An 18,806-nucleotide genomic window follows, 5' to 3' on the forward strand; every position below is an offset into this window, starting at 1 on the left:
TCAGATATGGCGGACTTCGACAATCTCGTACTCGATAACGCCGCTAGGCGTTTTGACCGCCACCACATCACCCTCTTCCTTGGCAATCAAGGCGCGAGCAAGTGGCGAACTGACGGAGATCTTGCCGAGTTTGAAGTCAGCCTCATCCTCGCCCACGATGTGGTAAGTGACACTTTCATCCGTTTCGACGTTGGCGATTTCAACGGTGGTACCGAAAATCACTTTGCCGGTGTGAGGAATGCTCGTGACATCGATGATCACCGCATTCTGCATGCGGCCTTCGATATCACGGATCCGCGCCTCGACCATACCCTGCTGCTCGCGAGCAGCGTGGTATTCGGCGTTTTCCTTCAAGTCACCCAACTCGCGAGCCGTACCGATGTCCTGGCTGAGCTTCGGACGGACGACCTTGGTCAGGTGAGCGTGTTCTTCTTCGAGGGCTTTCGCCCCCTTAACGGTCATTGGGTATTTGATCATGCCTTCAATCCTGCGTGTAGATCCTGCAAGCGGCGCACAGTCTTCTCGGGACCGAACTTCAGCGCTTCACAGATAGCTTCGCCAGCAGCAATGGTGGTAGTGCAGTAGATCTTGTGCTGCAAGGCATTACGACGAATGGAGTACGAATCAGCGATCGACTGACGACCTTCGGTGGTGTTGATGATCAACGTGACTTCGTCATTCTTGATCATGTCGACCACGTGCGGACGACCTTCGGTCACCTTGTTCACACGGCGCACTTTCAGGCCTGCAGCTTCGATCAGCTTGGCAGTACCGGCAGTGGCGACCACTTCGAAGCCCAAGTTGATCAGATCACGGGCTACGCCTGCAACCAGTGGCTTATCATCATCACGCACGCTGATGAAGGCAGTACCGCCGGTCGGCAGCACTTCGCTGGCACCCATCTGGGCTTTGGCAAAGGCTTCGCCGAAGGTGTCGCCCACGCCCATCACTTCACCGGTGGACTTCATTTCCGGGCCAAGGATCGGGTCAACGCCAGGGAATTTGGCGAATGGGAACACCGCCTCTTTCACGCTGTAGAAGTTAGGAATGATTTCCTTGGTGAAACCAATTTCCTTCAGGGTTTTACCAGCCATCACGCGAGCCGCGATCATTGCCAGGGAAACACCGATGCACTTGGACACGAACGGTACGGTACGGGAAGCACGCGGGTTGACTTCGATGACGTAGATGTCTTCGCCTTGCAGCGCCAACTGAACGTTCATCAGGCCGACCACGCCCAGCTCCAGGGCCATTTTCTTGACCTGCTCACGCATCTCGTCCTGGATATGCAAAGGCAGCGAGTACGGCGGCAGCGAGCACGCGGAGTCACCGGAGTGAACACCTGCCTGTTCGATGTGCTGCATGATCGCGCCGATCACCACGTCGGTGCCGTCGCAAACCGCATCCACGTCCATTTCGATGGCGCAGTTGAGGAAGTGGTCCAGCAGCACAGGGCTGTCGTTGGACACTTGAACCGCTTCACGCAGGTAGCGCTTGAGCTCTTCTTCTTCGTAGACGATTTCCATCGCACGACCGCCCAGCACGTAGGACGGACGCACCACCAGCGGGTAGCCGATCTTCGCGGCAGCACGAATGGCTTCGTCTTCGCTGCGCACGGTGGCGTTTGGCGGCTGACGCAGGTTCAGGCGTTGGACCATCTGCTGGAAGCGCTCACGGTCTTCGGCGCGGTCGATTGCGTCAGGGCTGGTGCCGATGATCGGCACGCCAGCAGCTTCCAGAGCCCGAGCCAGTTTTAGCGGAGTCTGGCCGCCGTACTGGACGATCACGCCTTTTGGCTTCTCGACGCGGACAATTTCCAGCACGTCTTCCAGGGTCACCGGCTCGAAGTACAGGCGATCGGAGGTGTCGTAGTCGGTGGATACGGTTTCCGGGTTGCAGTTGACCATGATGGTCTCGTACCCGTCATCGCGCAGGGCCAGTGCCGCGTGTACGCAGCAGTAGTCGAACTCGATGCCTTGACCGATACGGTTAGGACCGCCGCCCAGGATCATGATCTTGTCGCGACCCGATGGCGCAGCTTCGCACTCTTCCTCGTAAGTCGAGTAGAGGTAAGCGGTGTCGGTTGCGAACTCGGCGGCGCAAGTGTCGACGCGCTTGTAGACCGGGAACACTTCAAGCTTGTGGCGATGGGCACGCAGGCTCTTCTCGGTCACACCCAGCAACTTGGCCAGGCGTTGATCGGAGAAACCCTTGCGCTTGAGGCGGAACATCATGTCGCGGTCGATGCTGGTCAGACCCAGGGTCTTGACCTTCTCTTCGTCCTTGATCAGATCTTCGATCTGCACCAGGAACCAAGGATCGATCATGTTCATGCCGAAGATGTCTTCGACGCTCATGCCGGCACGGAAGGCGTCAGCCACGTACCAGATACGCTCGGCGCCCGGCACGGTCAGCTCGCGCTTGAGCACGCTCATGCTTTCCGGATTGCTCAGGTCGAGCTTCTCGTCCAGACCGCAAACACCAACTTCCAGACCGCGCAGGGCTTTCTGCAGGGATTCCTGGAAGGTCCGGCCGATGGCCATGACTTCGCCAACCGACTTCATTTGAGTGGTCAGGCGGGCGTCGGCTTTCGGGAATTTCTCGAAAGCGAAGCGTGGCAGCTTGGTCACGACGTAGTCGATGGACGGCTCGAAAGACGCTGGGGTTTTACCGCCAGTGATGTCGTTCGACAGCTCATCCAGGGTGTAACCCACAGCCAGCTTGGCCGCGACCTTGGCAATCGGGAAACCGGTCGCTTTCGAAGCCAGCGCCGAGGAACGGGATACCCGCGGGTTCATCTCGATGACCACCATGCGGCCAGTGTTCGGGCAGATGCCGAACTGGACGTTGGAGCCACCGGTTTCCACGCCGATCTCGCGCAGTACCGCCAGGGAGGCGTTACGCAGGATCTGGTATTCCTTGTCGGTCAGGGTCTGTGCCGGAGCCACGGTGATCGAGTCACCAGTGTGCACGCCCATCGGATCGAAGTTTTCGATCGAGCAGACGATGATGCAGTTGTCCTTCTTATCGCGGACAACCTCCATTTCGTACTCTTTCCAACCGATCAGCGATTCGTCGATCAGCAGCTCTTTGGTCGGCGACAAGTCCAGACCGCGGGCGCAGATTTCTTCGAACTCTTCGCGGTTGTAAGCGATACCGCCACCGGTGCCGCCCATGGTGAAGGACGGGCGGATGATGCACGGGAAGCCGAGCTTCTCGAGGACCGCGTTGGCCTCTTCCATACTGTGGGCGATGCCGGAACGCGGGCAAGCCAGGCCGATGGATTTCATTGCCTTGTCGAAACGCGAACGGTCTTCAGCCTTGTCGATGGTGTCAGCGTTGGCGCCGATCATCTCTACGCCGAACTTCTCCAGAATGCCTTCGCGCTCCAGGTCCAGGGCGCAGTTCAGAGCGGTCTGGCCGCCCATGGTCGGCAGCAGCGCGTCCGGGCGCTCTTTCTCGATGATCTTGGCAACGGTCTGCCACTTGATCGGTTCGATGTAGGTGGCGTCGGCCATGGCCGGGTCGGTCATGATGGTGGCCGGGTTGGAGTTCACCAGGATGACGCGGTAACCCTCTTCGCGCAGGGCTTTGCAAGCCTGGGCGCCGGAGTAGTCGAATTCGCAAGCCTGGCCGATCACGATCGGGCCAGCGCCGAGAATCAGGATGCTTTTAATGTCTGTACGTTTTGGCATGGGTAGTCACTCAAATCCGCAGGTCCGACGGCAATCCCCGAGGAGAAGCCGTCTTGATCAATCTCTGAAGCCCTTCAGGGACCGCCGGGTTACCGGGGCCACCCTCAGGGACTTCTCGCTACATGCTCAAGCCCGGCGATTAACGTCGCTTGGCCATCTCGTTGATGAAGCGATCGAACAGCGGCGCCACATCGTTCGGACCAGGGCTGGCTTCAGGGTGACCCTGGAAGCTGAACGCGCTCTTGTCGGTACGCTCGATGCCTTGCAGGGTGCCGTCGAACAGCGATTTGTGGATCGCCCGAACGTTGCCTGGCAGAGTCGCTTCGTCTACCGCAAAACCGTGGTTCTGGCTGGTGATCATGACGACACCGGAATCCAGATCCTGAACCGGGTGGTTGGCGCCGTGGTGACCGTGGCCCATTTTCAGGGTCTTGGCGCCAGAGGCCAGGGCCAACAGTTGGTGGCCGAGGCAGATGCCGAACACCGGGATCTCGGTTTCCAGCACATCTTTAATGGCCTGGATCGCGTAGTCGCATGGCTCAGGGTCACCCGGGCCGTTGGACAGGAACACACCGTCCGGCTTCAGAGCCAGAACGTCAGCAGCCGGCGTTTGAGCTGGTACCACGGTCACGCGGCAACCGCGCTCGACCAGCATGCGCAGGATGTTGACCTTGACGCCGTAGTCGTAGGCAACCACGTGGTACGGCAGATCGGAAGCGTCGAGGGTCGCGTGGCTGTCGGTTTTCAGATCCCAGACAGTCGAGCGCCATTCGTACTGCTTCTTGGTGCTGACGACTTTCGCCAGATCCATGCCCTTCAGGCCCGGGAAGCCGCGCGCTGCTGCAATCGCAGCTTCGTCGGAGATGTTGTCGCCAGCCATGATGCAGCCGTTCTGCGCGCCTTTTTCACGCAGGATGCGTGTCAGGCGGCGGGTGTCGATACCGGCGATTGCCACAACGTTGTTGGCTTTCAGGTAGTCAGACAGGGACATCGTGTTACGCCAGTTGCTCGCAACCAGTGGCAGGTCACGAATAACCAGACCTGCAGACCAGACGCGGTCGGACTCGGCGTCTTCCGGCGTGGTGCCGGTGTTGCCGATGTGCGGGTAAGTCAGGGTAACGATCTGTTGGGCGTAGGAAGGATCGGTAAGGATTTCCTGATAGCCGGTCATGGCAGTGTTAAACACCACCTCACCAACGGTTTGACCGTCGGCTCCAATGGCTTCGCCGCGAAAAATGCTGCCATCAGCAAGGGCGAGTATGGCTGGCTTAGTCAAGAAGACCTCCCGTAAATAAAGCCTGAAAGGGCGATCGCAGGTTGCAAAAAAGCGGAGTGACGTATGGACACGTCACCCCGCTTCTTCACTGAATTATTCTGCGCGCTTTTAGTGGACACACTAAAGCTGTAGCTTACAGAAAAAGGCTTTTTTGGTCTACCGCCAATGAGCCTAAAAGGCCGGGGAATGCGACAGGACGTCGCTTGGCGGGATAAATCGGGCTCAAACGCTGTGTTTGAACCCGATTCCGGCTGCATCTTAACGCAGGTCGAGCACGTCTTGCATGTCGTAAAGACCCGGCTCACGACCCTCCAGCCACAACGCGGCACGCACCGCGCCCTTGGCGAAGGTCATGCGACTGGACGCTTTATGGGTGATTTCCAGGCGCTCGCCCTCGCAGGCGAACAGCACCGTATGATCGCCGACCACATCACCGCCGCGAACCGTGGCGAAACCGATGGTTTCGCGCTCGCGCACACCGGTGTGGCCTTCGCGCCCATAGACCGCAACCTTCTGCAGATCACGATCCAGTGCGCTGGCGATCACCTCACCCATGCGCAAAGCCGTACCTGAAGGCGCATCGATCTTGTTTCGATGATGGGCTTCGATGATTTCGATATCAGCATCATCACCCAACACACGAGCCGCCATATCGAGCAGCTTCAGCGACAGGTTCACGCCAACACTGAAATTGGCTGCGAAGACAATTGGAATGTCCTTGCCTGCCTCGGCCAGCAACTGCTTTTGCGCAGCATCCAGCCCCGTAGTGCCGATGACCATGGCCTTGCCCACCTTGCGGCAGAACGCCAGGTTCTTCAGCATGACCTCCGGGAGCGTGAAGTCGATCAACACATCGAACTCAGCCGCCACCATTTCCAGGTTACCGGACAGCGGCACACCGATCCGCCCCAGCGCGGCGAGCTCACCAGCATCCACGCCGATCAGCGTGCTGCCAGGGCGCACGATTGCCGCCGTCAGACCAGTGAGTGGTGCGCGTTGCTGCACCGCTTCGATCAGGATCTTGCCCATGCGCCCGGCAGCGCCCATCACAGCTATACGTCGCATGCCCGACTCCTTACAGATCGCCGAAGAAGCGCTTCACGCCTTCGAACCAACCGGTGGTTTTCGGCGAATGGCTGTTGTCGTCCGCCAGGGAACTGCGGAACTCTTCCAGCAGTTCGCGCTGACGACGCCCCAGATTGACTGGAGTCTCGACCACCACACTGCACATCAGGTCGCCCGCGCCACCGCCACGAACCGGTGCCACGCCCTTGCCACGCACCCGGAACTGCTTGCCGGTCTGCGTGCCTTCAGGAATCTTCAGCCTGACCCGACCATCAAGAGTCGGAATCTCCAGCTCGCCGCCCAGCGCTGCATCGACGAAGCTGATCGGCACTTCGCAAAACAGATGCTTGCCGTCACGCTGGAAGATCGCGTGCTCGCGCACGTTGATCACCACGTACAGGTCGCCAGTCGGCCCACCTTGAGTCCCCGCCTCGCCTTCGCCAGACAGACGAATACGGTCGCCAGTATCAACGCCAGCCGGCACTTTCACCGACAGGGTCTTGTACTCTTCGACACGGCCTTCGCCATTGCAGGAGTTGCATGGATCGGAAATGATCTTGCCCTGGCCATGGCAACGCGGGCAGGTTTGCTGCACCGAGAAGAAGCCTTGCTGCATGCGCACCTGACCGATACCGCCGCAGGTTGGGCACGTGACCGGCGCAGAACCTTTCTTGGCACCCGACCCGTCGCACGGCTTGCAGTTGACCAGTGTTGGAACACGGATATTCACGGTTGTGCCGCGCACCGCTTCTTCCAGGTTCAGCTCCAGGGTGTAGCGCAGATCGCTACCGCGCTGAGCACCGCCACGGGAACCGCCGCGACCACCACCGAAGAAGTCACTGAACACATCACCGAAGATATCGGAGAAGTTCTGACCACCAAAACCAGCACCGCCGCCACCCATGCTTGGGTCGACACCGGCATGACCGTACTGGTCGTACGCCGCGCGCTTGCTGGAATCGGACAGTACTTCGTAGGCCTCGTTGGCCTCCTTGAATTTTTCTTCCGACGCTTTGTCGTCAGGATTACGGTCCGGGTGGTGCTTCATTGCCAAGCGACGGTAGGCCTTTTTCAGGTCCGTTTCGCTCGTGCCACGCTCAACACCCAACACTTCGTAATAGTCACGCTTTGCCATAAGTCTTTGCACTCTTAAGGACGTTCGGCAAACCCCTCCTGAGCTTCGCCAAACTCGTTGAGCCCCAATACAGGCCCGGACCCAACTCACGTCAATTCAACGATCCTGGTCTTTGATTCGATGCGATACCTGTGGATCGGAAAGCAGGAGCATCCCCGTCCGCACCGCCAGCATCCGAACGCTGTCGCATGCTGTAAAAATTCGTCTACTCCAGACACGCCAACGCGGGAGCAAGCTCCCGCGCGGCGACATCCTACCAGTCACCGCACAAAGGCAGTCAACCGGCCGACCAACAACTTACTTGTGTTCTTTGACTTCTTCGAACTCAGCGTCGACAACGTCGTCAGCCTTCTCAGCTTTTTCAGCGTGCGGTGCCGCACCGTCAGCTGGCTGAGCCTGTTCGGCGTACATCTTCTGCGCCACTGGAGCGGAGACTTTCGACAGCTCTTCAACCTTGGCTTCGATAGCCGCCTTGTCGTCGCCTTTAACAGCGGCTTCCAGGGCAACCACGGCAGCTTCGATTGCGGTCTTCTCTTCAGCAGTCACTTTATCGCCAGCGTCAGCGACCATTTTGCGCGTCGAGTGAACCAGCGCATCGCCCTGGTTACGAGCAGTGGCCAGCTCTTCGAACTTGCGGTCTTCGTCAGCGTTGGTTTCAGCATCGCGAATCATCTGCTGAATTTCTTCCTCGGACAGACCGGAGTTGGCCTTGATCACGATCGACTGAGTCTTGCCGGTGGCCTTGTCTTTGGCGCCTACGTGCAGGATGCCGTTGGCGTCGATGTCGAAGGTCACTTCAATTTGTGGCACGCCACGTGGTGCTGGTGGAATCTCGGCCAGGTCGAACTTGCCCAGGGACTTGTTCTGGGCAGCTTGCTTGCGCTCACCTTGCAGCACGTGAATGGTCACTGCACCCTGGTTGTCATCGGCAGTCGAGAACACTTGCGATTTCTTGGTAGGAATCGTGGTGTTTTTCTCGATCAGCGCAGTCATCACGCCGCCCATGGTTTCGATACCCAGAGTCAGCGGGCTGACGTCGAGCAGCAGGACGTCTTTCACGTCACCGGCCAATACTGCACCCTGGATAGCAGCACCCATGGCAACGGCTTCGTCCGGGTTAACGTCTTTACGGGCTTCTTTACCGAAGAACTCGGTCACCAGTTTCTGAACCAGTGGCATACGGGTCTGACCGCCGACCAGGATCACGTCGTTGATCGAACCAACTTCGATACCCGAGTCTTTCAGGGCAATGCGGCAAGGCTCGATGGTGCGTTGAACCAGGTCTTCAACCAGCGCTTCCAGCTTGGCGCGGGAGATTTTCACGTTCAAGTGCTTAGGACCGGTCGCATCTGCAGTGATGTACGGCAGGTTAACGTCGGTCTGCAGGCTCGAAGACAGCTCGATCTTGGCTTTCTCAGCGGCTTCTTTCAGGCGCTGCATGGCCAGCGGATCACCTTTGAGGTTCATGCCGCTTTCTTTCTTGAATTCGTCAACGAGGTAGTCGATCAGACGAATGTCGAAGTCTTCACCGCCGAGGAAGGTGTCACCGTTGGTGGCCAACACTTCGAACTGGTGCTCGCCATCAACTTCGGCGATCTCGATTACGGAGACGTCGAAAGTACCGCCACCCAGGTCATAAACGATCACGGTGTGATCGCCCTTGGCCTTGTCCATACCGTAGGCCAGAGCGGCTGCAGTTGGTTCGTTGATGATGCGTTTTACGTCCAGGCCAGCAATACGGCCGGCGTCTTTGGTCGCCTGACGCTGACTGTCGTTGAAGTAGGCCGGAACGGTGATAACCGCTTCAGTCACAGTCTCGCCGAGGTAGTCTTCGGCGGTTTTCTTCATCTTCTTCAGGATTTCAGCCGAGATCTGTGGCGGCGACATTTTCTGGCCGTTCACTTCAACCCAAGCGTCGCCATTGTCAGCCTTGGCGATTTTGTAAGGGACCATCTTGATGTCTTTCTGTACGACTTCTTCGTCGAACTTACGACCGATCAGACGCTTCACCGCATACAGGGTGTTGTGCGGATTGGTCACAGCCTGACGCTTGGCCGACTGACCCACCAGGATCTCGCCATCGTTGGCATAAGCGATGATCGACGGCGTAGTACGCGCGCCTTCAGCGTTTTCGATAACTTTGGCTACGCCGTTTTCCAGCACGGAGACGCAGGAGTTGGTAGTCCCCAGGTCGATACCGATAATTTTGCCCATGTTCACTCTCCCGAAACTTTGGATTTGGTTGCCGCAGCAGTGGTGGCTAACTGCGGTAGCACTTAAACGCTTGACATCTAAATGGGGGCCTTACGGCGGATTTCAAGCCTGCTCGTCAATCGAAGGCGAAACCGGCGCCGGAGCCTTGCTGACCACGACCATGGCCGGGCGCAGCAGGCGACCGTTGAGCATGTAACCCTTCTGGAACACCTTGAGCACGCTGTTGGGCTCGACGTCTGCACTTTCCTGCATGGCCATCGCCTGATGATGCGTAGCGTTGAACGGCTCACCTTCAGGATCGATCGCTTCCAACTGATAACGCTTCAGGGTGTCCTGGAACATTTTCAGGGTCAGCTGGATGCCTTCACGCATAGGGCGGATGCTTTCGTCGTCCGGGTTGGACAGCTCAAGACCACGCTCCAGGCTATCGACGATCGGCAGCAAGTCGTTGGCGAACTTCTCTAACGCGAATTTGTGAGCTTTTTCTACATCCTGCTCAGCACGACGGCGGACGTTCTGCAGATCGGCAGCAACACGCAAAGACTGATCCTGCGCGCCAGCCAGTTGCTCTTCGAGCACTTGTACACGAGCCGCCAGGTCTTCACCCGATGCTTCGGGAGCCTGATTGGCGTCTGGATTTTGCATATCCAGCGTCTGTTCGTCAGCCATAGATTTCTCCTTTCAAAATCGTGCGCGAACTCGACTCGCGCTTCTGCCCCGGTATATGGGGTCGCAAATTCCAGGTTCAAGGGCTGCCGGAGCGCTGAACGCTATTACCCTTACAAAACGACTGATTTAATATCCCAGCGGTTTTAAAAAAATCCATTTCCCAAGCAAATCGAGCTAAACGCGGGCATTGTCAGCCAGAAACAAAACACTGTATAAATAACCAGACCTAAAGCCTGGGAGCGGCCTCTATGCTGGTGCACCTGTCCGTACATAACTACGCCATCGTTGAACATCTCGATCTGGAACTCGATCGCGGGATGAGCGTGATCACAGGGGAAACCGGTGCAGGCAAGTCGATAATGCTCGACGCCCTGGGCCTGACCCTGGGTGATCGCGCCGACAGCGGCGTGGTTCGCCCAGGCGCCGAGAAGGCCGACATCCTGGCCACATTCGACCTGGCCGATATTCCGGAAGCCAGTACCTGGCTGGCCGAGCGCGACCTCGATACCGACGGCCCGTGCATCCTGCGCAGGGTGATCACCGCCGAGGGTCGCTCGCGCGGCTACATCAATGGCAGCCCCTGCCCGCTGGGCGACCTTAAAGCCCTTGGCGAACTGCTGATCGATATCCACAGCCAGCATGAACACCAATCGTTGCTGAAAACCGACACGCACCGTCGGCTGCTCGACGAATATGCCGGCGCCACGGACCTCGCCCGCCAGGTGCAACTGGCCGCCCAGCGCTGGCGCCAGACTCGCCAGGAGCTGGAGCGCCTCTCCAACTCCGGCGACGAGCAGCGCGCTCGCCACCAATTGCTCAGCTACCAACTCGAAGAGCTGGAAAACCTCGGCCTCGGCGAGAGCGAGCTGGAGCAACTGGAGCAGGAACACAAAAACCTGACCAATGCCGAGACCTTGCTCGGTATTTGCCGACAAGTGGTCGAGCAGTGCAGCGAAAGCGATTCCGGCAATGTACTGAACGCCCTGACAGCCAGTCTCAATCGCCTGTCGAGCGTGAACAATTCGGTCGGCGCCCTGGGCGAAGCAACCAATCTGCTGACCAGCGCGCAGATTCAGGTGGAAGAAGCTGTCGGCGAACTGAACCGTTTTCTCGACCATTTCGATGCCGATCCGGCACGCCTCCAGCAACTCGAAGAACGCCTGGATTCGATCTACACCCTGGCGCGCAAACACCGGATTCAGCCCACCGAAGTCGCAGAACTTCAGCAAAGGCTGCTGGACGAAATCGAGACGCTGAATGCCAACGACGAGTCCATCGAACGACTGAGCGAAGAACTGGGTGCATTCGCCCGGCATTACCAGGAAAAAGCCCGGGAGCTAAGCGATCTGCGTCATCAGGCTTCGACCAGCCTGGCCAATGCCGTCGAACAGGAAATTCAACGCCTGGGCATGCCCGGCGGCCGCTTCACCATTGAGCTACGCCCCAACACCAGCACTGAACTGCTGCCCAACGGCCTTGAGCAGGTGGAACTGCTGGTCAGCGCCAACCCAGGGCAACCGCTCAAGGCACTGGCCAAAGTCGCATCGGGGGGTGAGTTGTCACGAATCAGCCTGGCCATCCAGGTGATCACCGCACAAACCTCACGAGTGCCAACACTGGTGTTTGACGAAGTGGACGTCGGGATTGGCGGCCCGACAGCGGAAATTGTCGGCCAGCTCTTGCGCCGCCTCGGAGAGCGCGGACAGGTGCTGACCGTCACGCACTTGCCGCAGGTAGCCTCCCAGGGCCATCAGCATCTATTTGTCCACAAGGTGCGCGGTGACGATGCCACGCACACCGCCGTGTCCAAGCTGAGTAAAAACGAGCGTATTGAAGAAGTGGCGCGAATGCTGGGAGGGATCGACCTGACCAAGGAGTCCCTGGCCCACGCAAAGAAAATGGTCGTGACGGCAAAAATCTAAAGTCACCAGACAGCACGAAGGCGACCCTTGGGTCGCCTTCGTTCGTATCGCGGACCAGAAATCCGCGCGACATGCTTACTTTTTCTTGCGTACGTACAGCACCAGGTTGTGATCCACCAACTCGAAGCCGTGCTTCTCGACGATTGCCTTCTGAAGCTTTTCGATTTCTTCCTCGAAGAACTCGATCACTTCACCGTTCTCCACGTTAACCATATGGTCGTGGTGACCGCCGTCAGCCAGTTCGAAGACCGCGTGACCGCCGTCGAAATTGTGACGGACCACCAGACCAGCCGCTTCGAATTGGGTCAGTACACGGTAAACCGTGGCCAGACCGACATCCTCGCCAGCTTCCATCAGCGCCTTGTAAACATCTTCAGCACTCATGTGACGTTGCTCGGCGGAATCGAGCATTTGCAGAATTTTGACCCGTGGCAGGGTCACTTTAAGGCCGGCTTTGCGTAGTTCGCTATTTTCAACCATGGTCAGCTTTCTCGCGATGCTGCTTCGCAGCTACTCTTAATGCGGGTATGATCGGCGTTTACGTTGTCCCAGCCAAGATAGTGGAAGTCGCCCACCGATGCAAAACACCAAGCTCTTGCTAACCAGTTTCACCTTTGTGGGACTGCTCGCACTCGCCGGTTGTTCATTCCCCGGGGTTTACAAAATCGACATCCAGCAGGGCAATGTCGTCACGCAGGACATGATAGACCAGTTACGCCCGGGAATGACCCGTCGGCAAGTACGGTTTATCATGGGCAACCCTCTGCTGACCGACACGTTCCATGCCGATCGCTGGGATTACTTGTATAGCCTGCAGCCAGGCGGCGGTGAACGCCAACAGGAACGCATCAGCGTTATCTTCAACCCTAACGACCAGCTTGTCAGCCTGTCGGGTGATTTCATGCCTGGCGTGAGCCGTGACGAAGCGATTCTCGGCAAGAACAGCGGCACCACCGTAACCGCCCCTGCTGAAAACGCCGAGAAGCCAAAGCCAGAGAAACCGGTAAAACCAGGTTCGCTGCTGGACCAGATCCAGAAGGACGTCGACAAGGTCGAAACCGTTCCGGTCCCGACGCCAACACCGTTGGACACATCGCCGCAATAAATTGCGACACAACAAAAAGCCCGGCATGCCGGGCTTTTTGTTGCCTGTCATTTGGGAAATCTACTGATCCCGGGCCTTGGCCTGCGCCGCAGCCTTGGCCGCACGTAATCGGCGCACCTCTTTTGGATCCGCCAGCAACGCTCGATAGATCTCGATGCGATCACCCGGCCGGACCTGATGATGCTCGGGATCGGCAATCACCTTGCCGAAAACCCCTACCGGACACGTAGCCAGATCCAACTCGGGGAATTGCTCGACGATGCCCGATTCAGCCAATGCCGCTCGCAGAGTAGTGCCCACAGGCACCGCCACCTTGAGCAACATCTGGCGATCGACGGCGGCATACACCACCTCGACGTCAATCACCGGCTTAACCATGCAACTGCTTGGCGCGCTGACAGAACGCGTCCACCAGCGTGTTAGCCGCCTGATTGAACAACGGCCCCAGGGTCGCCCGAACAATCGGCCCGGCATAATCGAACGACAGGTCCAGGCTGATCTTGCAGGCTTTCTCGCCCAATGCCTTGAACACCCAAACACCATGCAACTGATTGAACGGCCCCTCTTCGAGATGCATCTCGATCGAAGACCCGGCTACCAGCGTATTGCGCGTCACAAAGTGCTGGCTTAACCCGCCCTTGGCCACGCCTACGCTTGCACGCATGTGCACGGCAGAGCTTTCCAGCACTTGCGCCTCGGAGCACCAAGGCAAAAATTCCGGATAGCGCGCCACGTCATTGACCAGGTCATACAGCGCTTGTGCCGGATACGGCAACAGGGCCGAACGTTGAATATGTGTCGTCATGTCAGCGTCACTTCCACAGCTGGGCGGCAAACACTACAAGAATGCCGATTGGCGCCACATAGCGCATCAAGAACAATGTCAGAGCAAACAATGCCGGGCTGCGCATCGACAGTTCGTCGCGCACCGCTTCACGGCCCATCACCCAACCTGCAAACACCACAAAGCACAAACCACCGAGCGGCAACATGATCCGCGAGGTGAAGAAATCGATCACACCAAAGAAATCCAGACCATTTTGCGCCCCCCACTGGTAGAGGTGAAACGCACCGCCATCATTCACGAAAAACTTGGCCTGCTTCCATATATTGAAGGAAAACACCGTTCCCAAACCAACAAACCAGCAACTGAATGCCAGCCAGAACGTCACCCAGCCACGACGGATGTTGGTCCGCTCAACCAGGTAGGCCACCATCGGCTCCAGCAAGGAAATCGCCGAACTCCAGGCCGCAATCGCCACCAGCACGAAAAACACCACCCCCATCAACTGGCCGAATGCGACGTTACCAAAGGCAAACGGCAGGCTGACAAACATCAATCCTGGCCCTTCGCTTGGGTTCAAACCGGCAGCAAACACAATCGGAAACAACGCCAGGCCGGCCAGCAACGAAACAAAGGTATCCAGTAACGCAACGCCGACGATGGTCCCGGAAATCGACGAATGCTTAGGCATATAAGCACCGTAGATCATGATCGAGCCCACACCGACGCTAAGGGAAAAAAACGCATGCCCCATGGCTGGCAGCAAGCCGTCCAGCAATTTGTCCGGGTTGAAGTCGAACATGAAATGCACGCCTTCCATGAAGTGCCCGGTGGTCAGGCTGTAGCCCAACAGAATCACCAGCATCACGAACAGCAACGGCATCATGATCCGCAAGCTGCGCTCAAGCCCCGCGACGACGCCTTTGGCGATAACGAATGCCGACAGCAACATGAAGAGGGTATGCCACAGCGTCAGACGCCAAGGGTCGGCGATCACCCCGCCAAAATAGGCGCCGACCTGATCGGCCGTCACGCCCTGGAAATCACCGCGCCCCATATCAATGATGTAATCCAGCGACCAGCCACCCACCACACTATAGAAAGACAGGATCAGCAGCGCCGTGATCATCCCGGCAAACGCGCCCCAGGACCATTTCGCCGAATGCCCGGCTTCAAGTGCCAGAACCTTCAAGGCATTTGCCGGACTTTGCCGGGCACGACGACCGATCAGGGTTTCGGCCAGCATCACCGGCACGCCGATCAGCGCAATACACGCCAGAAACACCAACACAAACGCGCCGCCGCCATAGACGCCGACCATGTAGGGAAACTTCCAGATACTACCCAGCCCCACGGCTGAACCGGTCGCAGCGAGTATGAAAACCCAACGGCTAGCCCAACTACCGTGGACTGAAACCTTGTCTGACGACATCCTGAACACGCCCAACCGATCAAAAAAGAGGGCGCATTGTCCGGGATTCACTCAATGCGCTCAAGCACGCAGGTTCACCGTAGCCGACTCGCGCGCAACTCCCTATAATGCCGCCCCTATGGCTAAACAGAAGAAACACCCCGAAGGGACCATCGCGCAGAATAAAAAGGCGCGACACGATTACTTCATCGAACATCGATTCGAGGCTGGCATGGTCCTGGCCGGCTGGGAAGTAAAGAGTCTGCGTGCAGGCAAGGCACAACTGGTCGACAGTTATGTGCTGCTCAAGGATGGCGAGGCGTGGCTGCTCGGCAGTCATATCACTCCGCTGACCACCGCCAGCACCCACGTCATCGCCGACCCGACGCGCACGCGCAAACTGCTGCTCAACCAGCGCGAGCTGGAGAAGCTGTTTGCCGCCGTGCAACAGAAGGGTTACGCCTGCGTCTGCCTGTCGCTGTACTGGAGCAAGCACTTGATCAAGTGCGAGATCGCTCTGGGCAAGGGCAAGAAGGAATACGACAAGCGTGATACCGAGCGCGAACGCGATGCCGGTCGCGAGTTGCAGCGAGCGGTGCGGAACAAGGGCAAGGAAGATTAATCTTCTTTTTGCCTGAGACCGCTTTCGCGAGCAAGCCCGCTCCCACACGATCTATGGATGCCGACATTTATTTGGCAGACCTGGAACCTGTGGGAGCGGGCTTGCTCGCGAAGACAATCGCACAAGCGATAAAGATTTAACTGACAAAACCCAACCTACATCCCCTTGCGCCGCTCCGCCCGAGCCATGCGCTGCATTTCCTGACGCACTTCTTCGAGCACTTCCTGCACATACAAAATATGTCGGCTGGAAATTTCTCGCGCCTGCTCTGCACGCCCTTCGATAATCGCCTGATACAACTCCCGGTGCTGACTGATCAGCATGTCGCGGGTTTCGACGCGCTGCTTGTACATGCCACCGATGTTGGTCACCACGTTGCGCTTGAGCAGATCGAACAGTCCGCGAATTGTGTGCAACAGCACCGCGTTGTGACTGGCTTCGGCAATGGCCAGGTGAAAGTTCGCATCCGCCGCCCCCTCTTCCGCACGACTCACCTGATCATGCCGCGAGTAGCAATCCTGCAACTCTTCGAATGCCGCAGTCAGTCGCTCACGATCAACATCCGTCGCGCGCAATGCAGCGTAATAAGCGCATGAAGCTTCCAGCGTATGGCGAAACTCCAGCAGATCACGCTGGGCTTCGGGGTTGCTTTCCAGCAGATGCAGCAGCGGATCACTGAAGGTTGAACCGAGTGATTCAACCACATAGTTGCCGCCGCCCTGGCGACTGACCAGCAGCCCCTTGGCCGCCAGTTTCTGGATCGCCTCACGCAATGAAGGGCGCGATACACCGAACTGCTCAGCCAGAGCGCGCTCCGCCGGCAATCGCTCACCGGACTTCAGCGTGCCCTCCAGGATCATCCCTTCGAGCCGCTCGACAATATCGTCAGACAAACGGCGCTGACGAATCTGATCAAACCCCATAACTCATTCTCCACGATCCCGACGGCTCGCCGGGCTCTCTATTCTGGCCTATTGGCGTCGTGCCAGCACCTACCAGACGGCGTTTGATCGAACAGATCAGATGACCTCTGCACCGCTCATTCGACGAAAGTTTCAGGGCGGCAAATTGACACACCACACCCAAGGCTTTTACCCTAGCCAACAGCGATTGTAAATTGGTATTACCAATTAACCAAGAACGCTGACCAGTGCCTGACCAACAACAATTAGGGGCCACCCCATATGCAAACCTGGCAACAGCTCTACAGCCCGCTCGGCAGCCTCGGCTTGTCCGCACTCGCGGCCGTTATCCCCATCGTATTTTTCTTCCTCGCTTTGGCCGTGTTTCGCCTCAAAGGACACGTCGCCGGGAGCATCACCCTGGCGCTGTCGATTCTGGTGGCGATCTTTGCCTTCCAGATGCCTGTCGACATGGCCTTCGCCGCGGCGGGCTACGGGTTTGCCTACGGGCTGTGGCCGATTGCCTGGATCATCGTGGCCGCAGTGTTCCTCTACAAACTGACGGTCAAGAGCGGCCAGTTCGAAGTGATCCGCAGCTCGGTGCTGTCGATTACCGACGACCAACGCCTGCAAGTGCTGCTGATCGGCTTTTGCTTCGGCGCGTTCCTGGAAGGTGCCGCCGGATTCGGCGCACCGGTAGCGATTACCGCCGCGCTGCTGGTAGGACTGGGATTCAACCCGCTGTACGCCGCCGGCCTGTGCCTGATTGCCAACACTGCGCCGGTAGCCTTCGGCGCACTGGGGATTCCGATCATCGTGGCCGGGCAAGTAACCGGTATCGACGCGTTCAAGATCGGCGCCATGGCGGGTCGCCAACTGCCACTGCTGTCAGTGTTCGTGCCGTTCTGGCTGGTGTTCATGATGGACGGGCTGCGCGGCGTCAAAGAGACCTGGCCGGCAGCGTTGGTGGCGGGCTTGAGCTTTGCCGTGACCCAGTTCTTCACCTCGAACTTCATTGGCCCGGAGCTGCCCGACATCACCTCGGCACTGGTCAGCCTGGTTTCCCTGACCCTGTTCCTCAAGGTCTGGCAGCCCAAGCGCTCGTTCGCCGAAGCGACCGCCAGCGTCGGTGCCGCAACGGTGAGAAGCGCCGGCGGCTTCGGTCAACCGCGTACGACCCAGCCTTCGCCGTACAGCTTCGGCGAGATCTTCAAGGCCTGGTCGCCGTTCCTGATCCTCACCGCGTTGGTGACCATTTGGACCCTCAAGCCCTTCAAGGCAATGTTCGCCGCCGGCGGTTCGATGTACAGCTGGGTGTTCAACTTCGCCATCCCGCACCTGGACCAACTGGTGATCAAGACGGCCCCGATCGTAGCCGCCCCGACTGCGATTCCTGCAGTGTTCAAACTTGATCCGATTTCGGCGACCGGCACGGCGATTTTCTTCTCCGCACTGATCTCGATGCTGATCTTGAAGATCAATTTCAAAATTGGTCTTACCACTTTTAAAGAAACCTTCTTTGAACTGCGCTGGCCTATTTTGTCGATCGGCATGGTGCTGGCCTTCGCCTTCGTCACCAACTATTCGGGCATGTCATCGACCATGGCGCTGGTACTGGCAGCCACCGGCGCGGCCTTCCCGTTCTTCTCGCCATTCCTTGGCTGGCTGGGCGTGTTCCTGACCGGTTCGGACACCTCGTCCAACGCGCTGTTCAGCTCGCTGCAAGCAACCACCGCACACCAGATCGGCGTCAACGACGTGCTGTTGGTGGCAGCGAACACCAGTGGTGGCGTGACCGGCAAGATGATCTCGCCACAATCGATCGCCGTGGCCTGCGCCGCGACCGGCCTGGTGGGCAAGGAATCCGACCTGTTCCGCTTCACCCTCAAGCACAGCCTATTCTTTGCCACTATCGTCGGCCTGATCACACTGGCCCAGGCCTACTGGTTTACCGGCATGCTGGTGCACTAAGACTACGAGCAACACAGAAAGAACCGACGCCGGAC

The 18,806-nt window shown here is 58.2% G+C and carries 16 protein-coding genes; 4 read left to right on the forward strand and 12 right to left on the reverse strand.

Annotated features, from left to right (window positions below; all coding sequences use genetic code 11):
• The 7 genes from greA to grpE form a co-directional block, all read right to left on the reverse strand.
• A complete protein-coding gene (greA, locus tag AC3WK5_RS25635) occupies nt 1–477 on the reverse strand; it encodes a transcription elongation factor GreA (RefSeq protein ID WP_054594066.1) in 477 nt (158 codons plus the stop codon).
• Nucleotides 474–3,695 (reverse strand): carbamoyl-phosphate synthase large subunit, encoded by a 3,222-nt coding sequence (carB, locus tag AC3WK5_RS25640; RefSeq protein WP_103318603.1) that lies wholly within the window; start codon nt 3,693–3,695, stop codon nt 474–476. Before carB ends, greA begins: the two co-directional genes overlap by 4 nt.
• A 139-nt stretch (nt 3,696–3,834) precedes the next feature.
• The gene (gene carA / locus AC3WK5_RS25645) at nt 3,835–4,971 is read right to left on the reverse strand and encodes a glutamine-hydrolyzing carbamoyl-phosphate synthase small subunit (protein ID WP_103318601.1); all 1,137 of its coding nucleotides are present in this window, start codon (nt 4,969–4,971) and stop codon (nt 3,835–3,837) included.
• Nucleotides 4,972–5,229: 258 nt separating this feature from the next.
• On the reverse strand, nt 5,230–6,036 hold the full coding sequence (dapB, locus tag AC3WK5_RS25650; protein WP_103318598.1) for a 4-hydroxy-tetrahydrodipicolinate reductase: 807 nt from the start codon (nt 6,034–6,036) through the stop codon (nt 5,230–5,232).
• 10 nt (nt 6,037–6,046) lie between these two features.
• Nucleotides 6,047–7,171: a molecular chaperone DnaJ gene (dnaJ, locus tag AC3WK5_RS25655; protein WP_054594070.1), complete on the reverse strand. Its 1,125-nt coding sequence runs from the start codon at nt 7,169–7,171 to the stop codon at nt 6,047–6,049.
• A 297-nt stretch (nt 7,172–7,468) separates the two neighbouring features.
• The gene (dnaK, locus tag AC3WK5_RS25660; RefSeq protein WP_103318596.1) at nt 7,469–9,385 is read right to left on the reverse strand and encodes a molecular chaperone DnaK; all 1,917 of its coding nucleotides are present in this window, start codon (nt 9,383–9,385) and stop codon (nt 7,469–7,471) included.
• A 102-nt stretch (nt 9,386–9,487) separates the two neighbouring features.
• Nucleotides 9,488–10,054 (reverse strand): nucleotide exchange factor GrpE, encoded by a 567-nt coding sequence (grpE, locus tag AC3WK5_RS25665; RefSeq protein ID WP_103318594.1) that lies wholly within the window; start codon nt 10,052–10,054, stop codon nt 9,488–9,490.
• A gap of 248 nt (nt 10,055–10,302) precedes the next feature.
• Between grpE and recN the strand changes: the two genes are divergently transcribed.
• Entirely contained in the window at nt 10,303–11,976 is a 1,674-nt protein-coding gene (recN, locus tag AC3WK5_RS25670; protein ID WP_103318592.1) for a DNA repair protein RecN, read from the forward strand.
• 75 nt (nt 11,977–12,051) lie between these two features.
• Here the strand turns inward: recN and fur are convergent, their stop codons facing one another.
• Nucleotides 12,052–12,456, reverse strand: a complete 405-nt coding sequence (fur, locus tag AC3WK5_RS25675; RefSeq protein ID WP_019691775.1) for a ferric iron uptake transcriptional regulator — start codon at nt 12,454–12,456, stop codon at nt 12,052–12,054.
• A gap of 97 nt (nt 12,457–12,553) precedes the next feature.
• Here fur and AC3WK5_RS25680 point away from each other — a divergent pair, with 97 nt between their 5' ends.
• Nucleotides 12,554–13,081 (forward strand): outer membrane protein assembly factor BamE, encoded by a 528-nt coding sequence (locus AC3WK5_RS25680; protein WP_054594074.1) that lies wholly within the window; start codon nt 12,554–12,556, stop codon nt 13,079–13,081.
• 60 nt (nt 13,082–13,141) lie between these two features.
• On the opposite strand, the gene AC3WK5_RS25685 is transcribed toward AC3WK5_RS25680, so the two are convergent.
• The 3 genes from AC3WK5_RS25685 to AC3WK5_RS25695 are packed head-to-tail and all read right to left on the reverse strand — an operon-like array spanning nt 13,142 to nt 15,297.
• Nucleotides 13,142–13,459, reverse strand: coding sequence for an RnfH family protein (locus tag AC3WK5_RS25685; RefSeq protein ID WP_103318589.1), 318 nt, complete (start codon nt 13,457–13,459; stop codon nt 13,142–13,144).
• On the reverse strand, nt 13,452–13,886 hold the full coding sequence (locus tag AC3WK5_RS25690) for a type II toxin-antitoxin system RatA family toxin (protein WP_103318587.1): 435 nt from the start codon (nt 13,884–13,886) through the stop codon (nt 13,452–13,454). Before AC3WK5_RS25690 ends, AC3WK5_RS25685 begins: the two co-directional genes overlap by 8 nt.
• 7 nt (nt 13,887–13,893) lie before the next feature.
• Nucleotides 13,894–15,297 (reverse strand): sodium-dependent transporter, encoded by a 1,404-nt coding sequence (locus tag AC3WK5_RS25695; protein ID WP_103318585.1) that lies wholly within the window; start codon nt 15,295–15,297, stop codon nt 13,894–13,896.
• Nucleotides 15,298–15,415: 118 nt separating this feature from the next.
• Between AC3WK5_RS25695 and smpB the strand changes: the two genes are divergently transcribed.
• Nucleotides 15,416–15,898 (forward strand): SsrA-binding protein SmpB, encoded by a 483-nt coding sequence (smpB, locus tag AC3WK5_RS25700; protein ID WP_019691770.1) that lies wholly within the window; start codon nt 15,416–15,418, stop codon nt 15,896–15,898.
• Nucleotides 15,899–16,053: 155 nt separating this feature from the next.
• Here the strand turns inward: smpB and AC3WK5_RS25705 are convergent, their stop codons facing one another.
• Complete coding sequence (locus AC3WK5_RS25705) at nt 16,054–16,821, reverse strand: FCD domain-containing protein (protein ID WP_103318583.1); 768 nt, start codon at nt 16,819–16,821, stop codon at nt 16,054–16,056.
• A 261-nt stretch (nt 16,822–17,082) separates the two neighbouring features.
• On the opposite strand from AC3WK5_RS25705, the gene AC3WK5_RS25710 reads away from it, so the two are divergent.
• The gene (locus AC3WK5_RS25710) at nt 17,083–18,771 is read left to right on the forward strand and encodes a lactate permease LctP family transporter (protein WP_103318581.1); all 1,689 of its coding nucleotides are present in this window, start codon (nt 17,083–17,085) and stop codon (nt 18,769–18,771) included.
• The last annotated feature ends 35 nt before the right edge of the window (nt 18,772–18,806 follow it).

The organism is Pseudomonas sp. FW306-02-D09B, assembly GCF_058782685.1.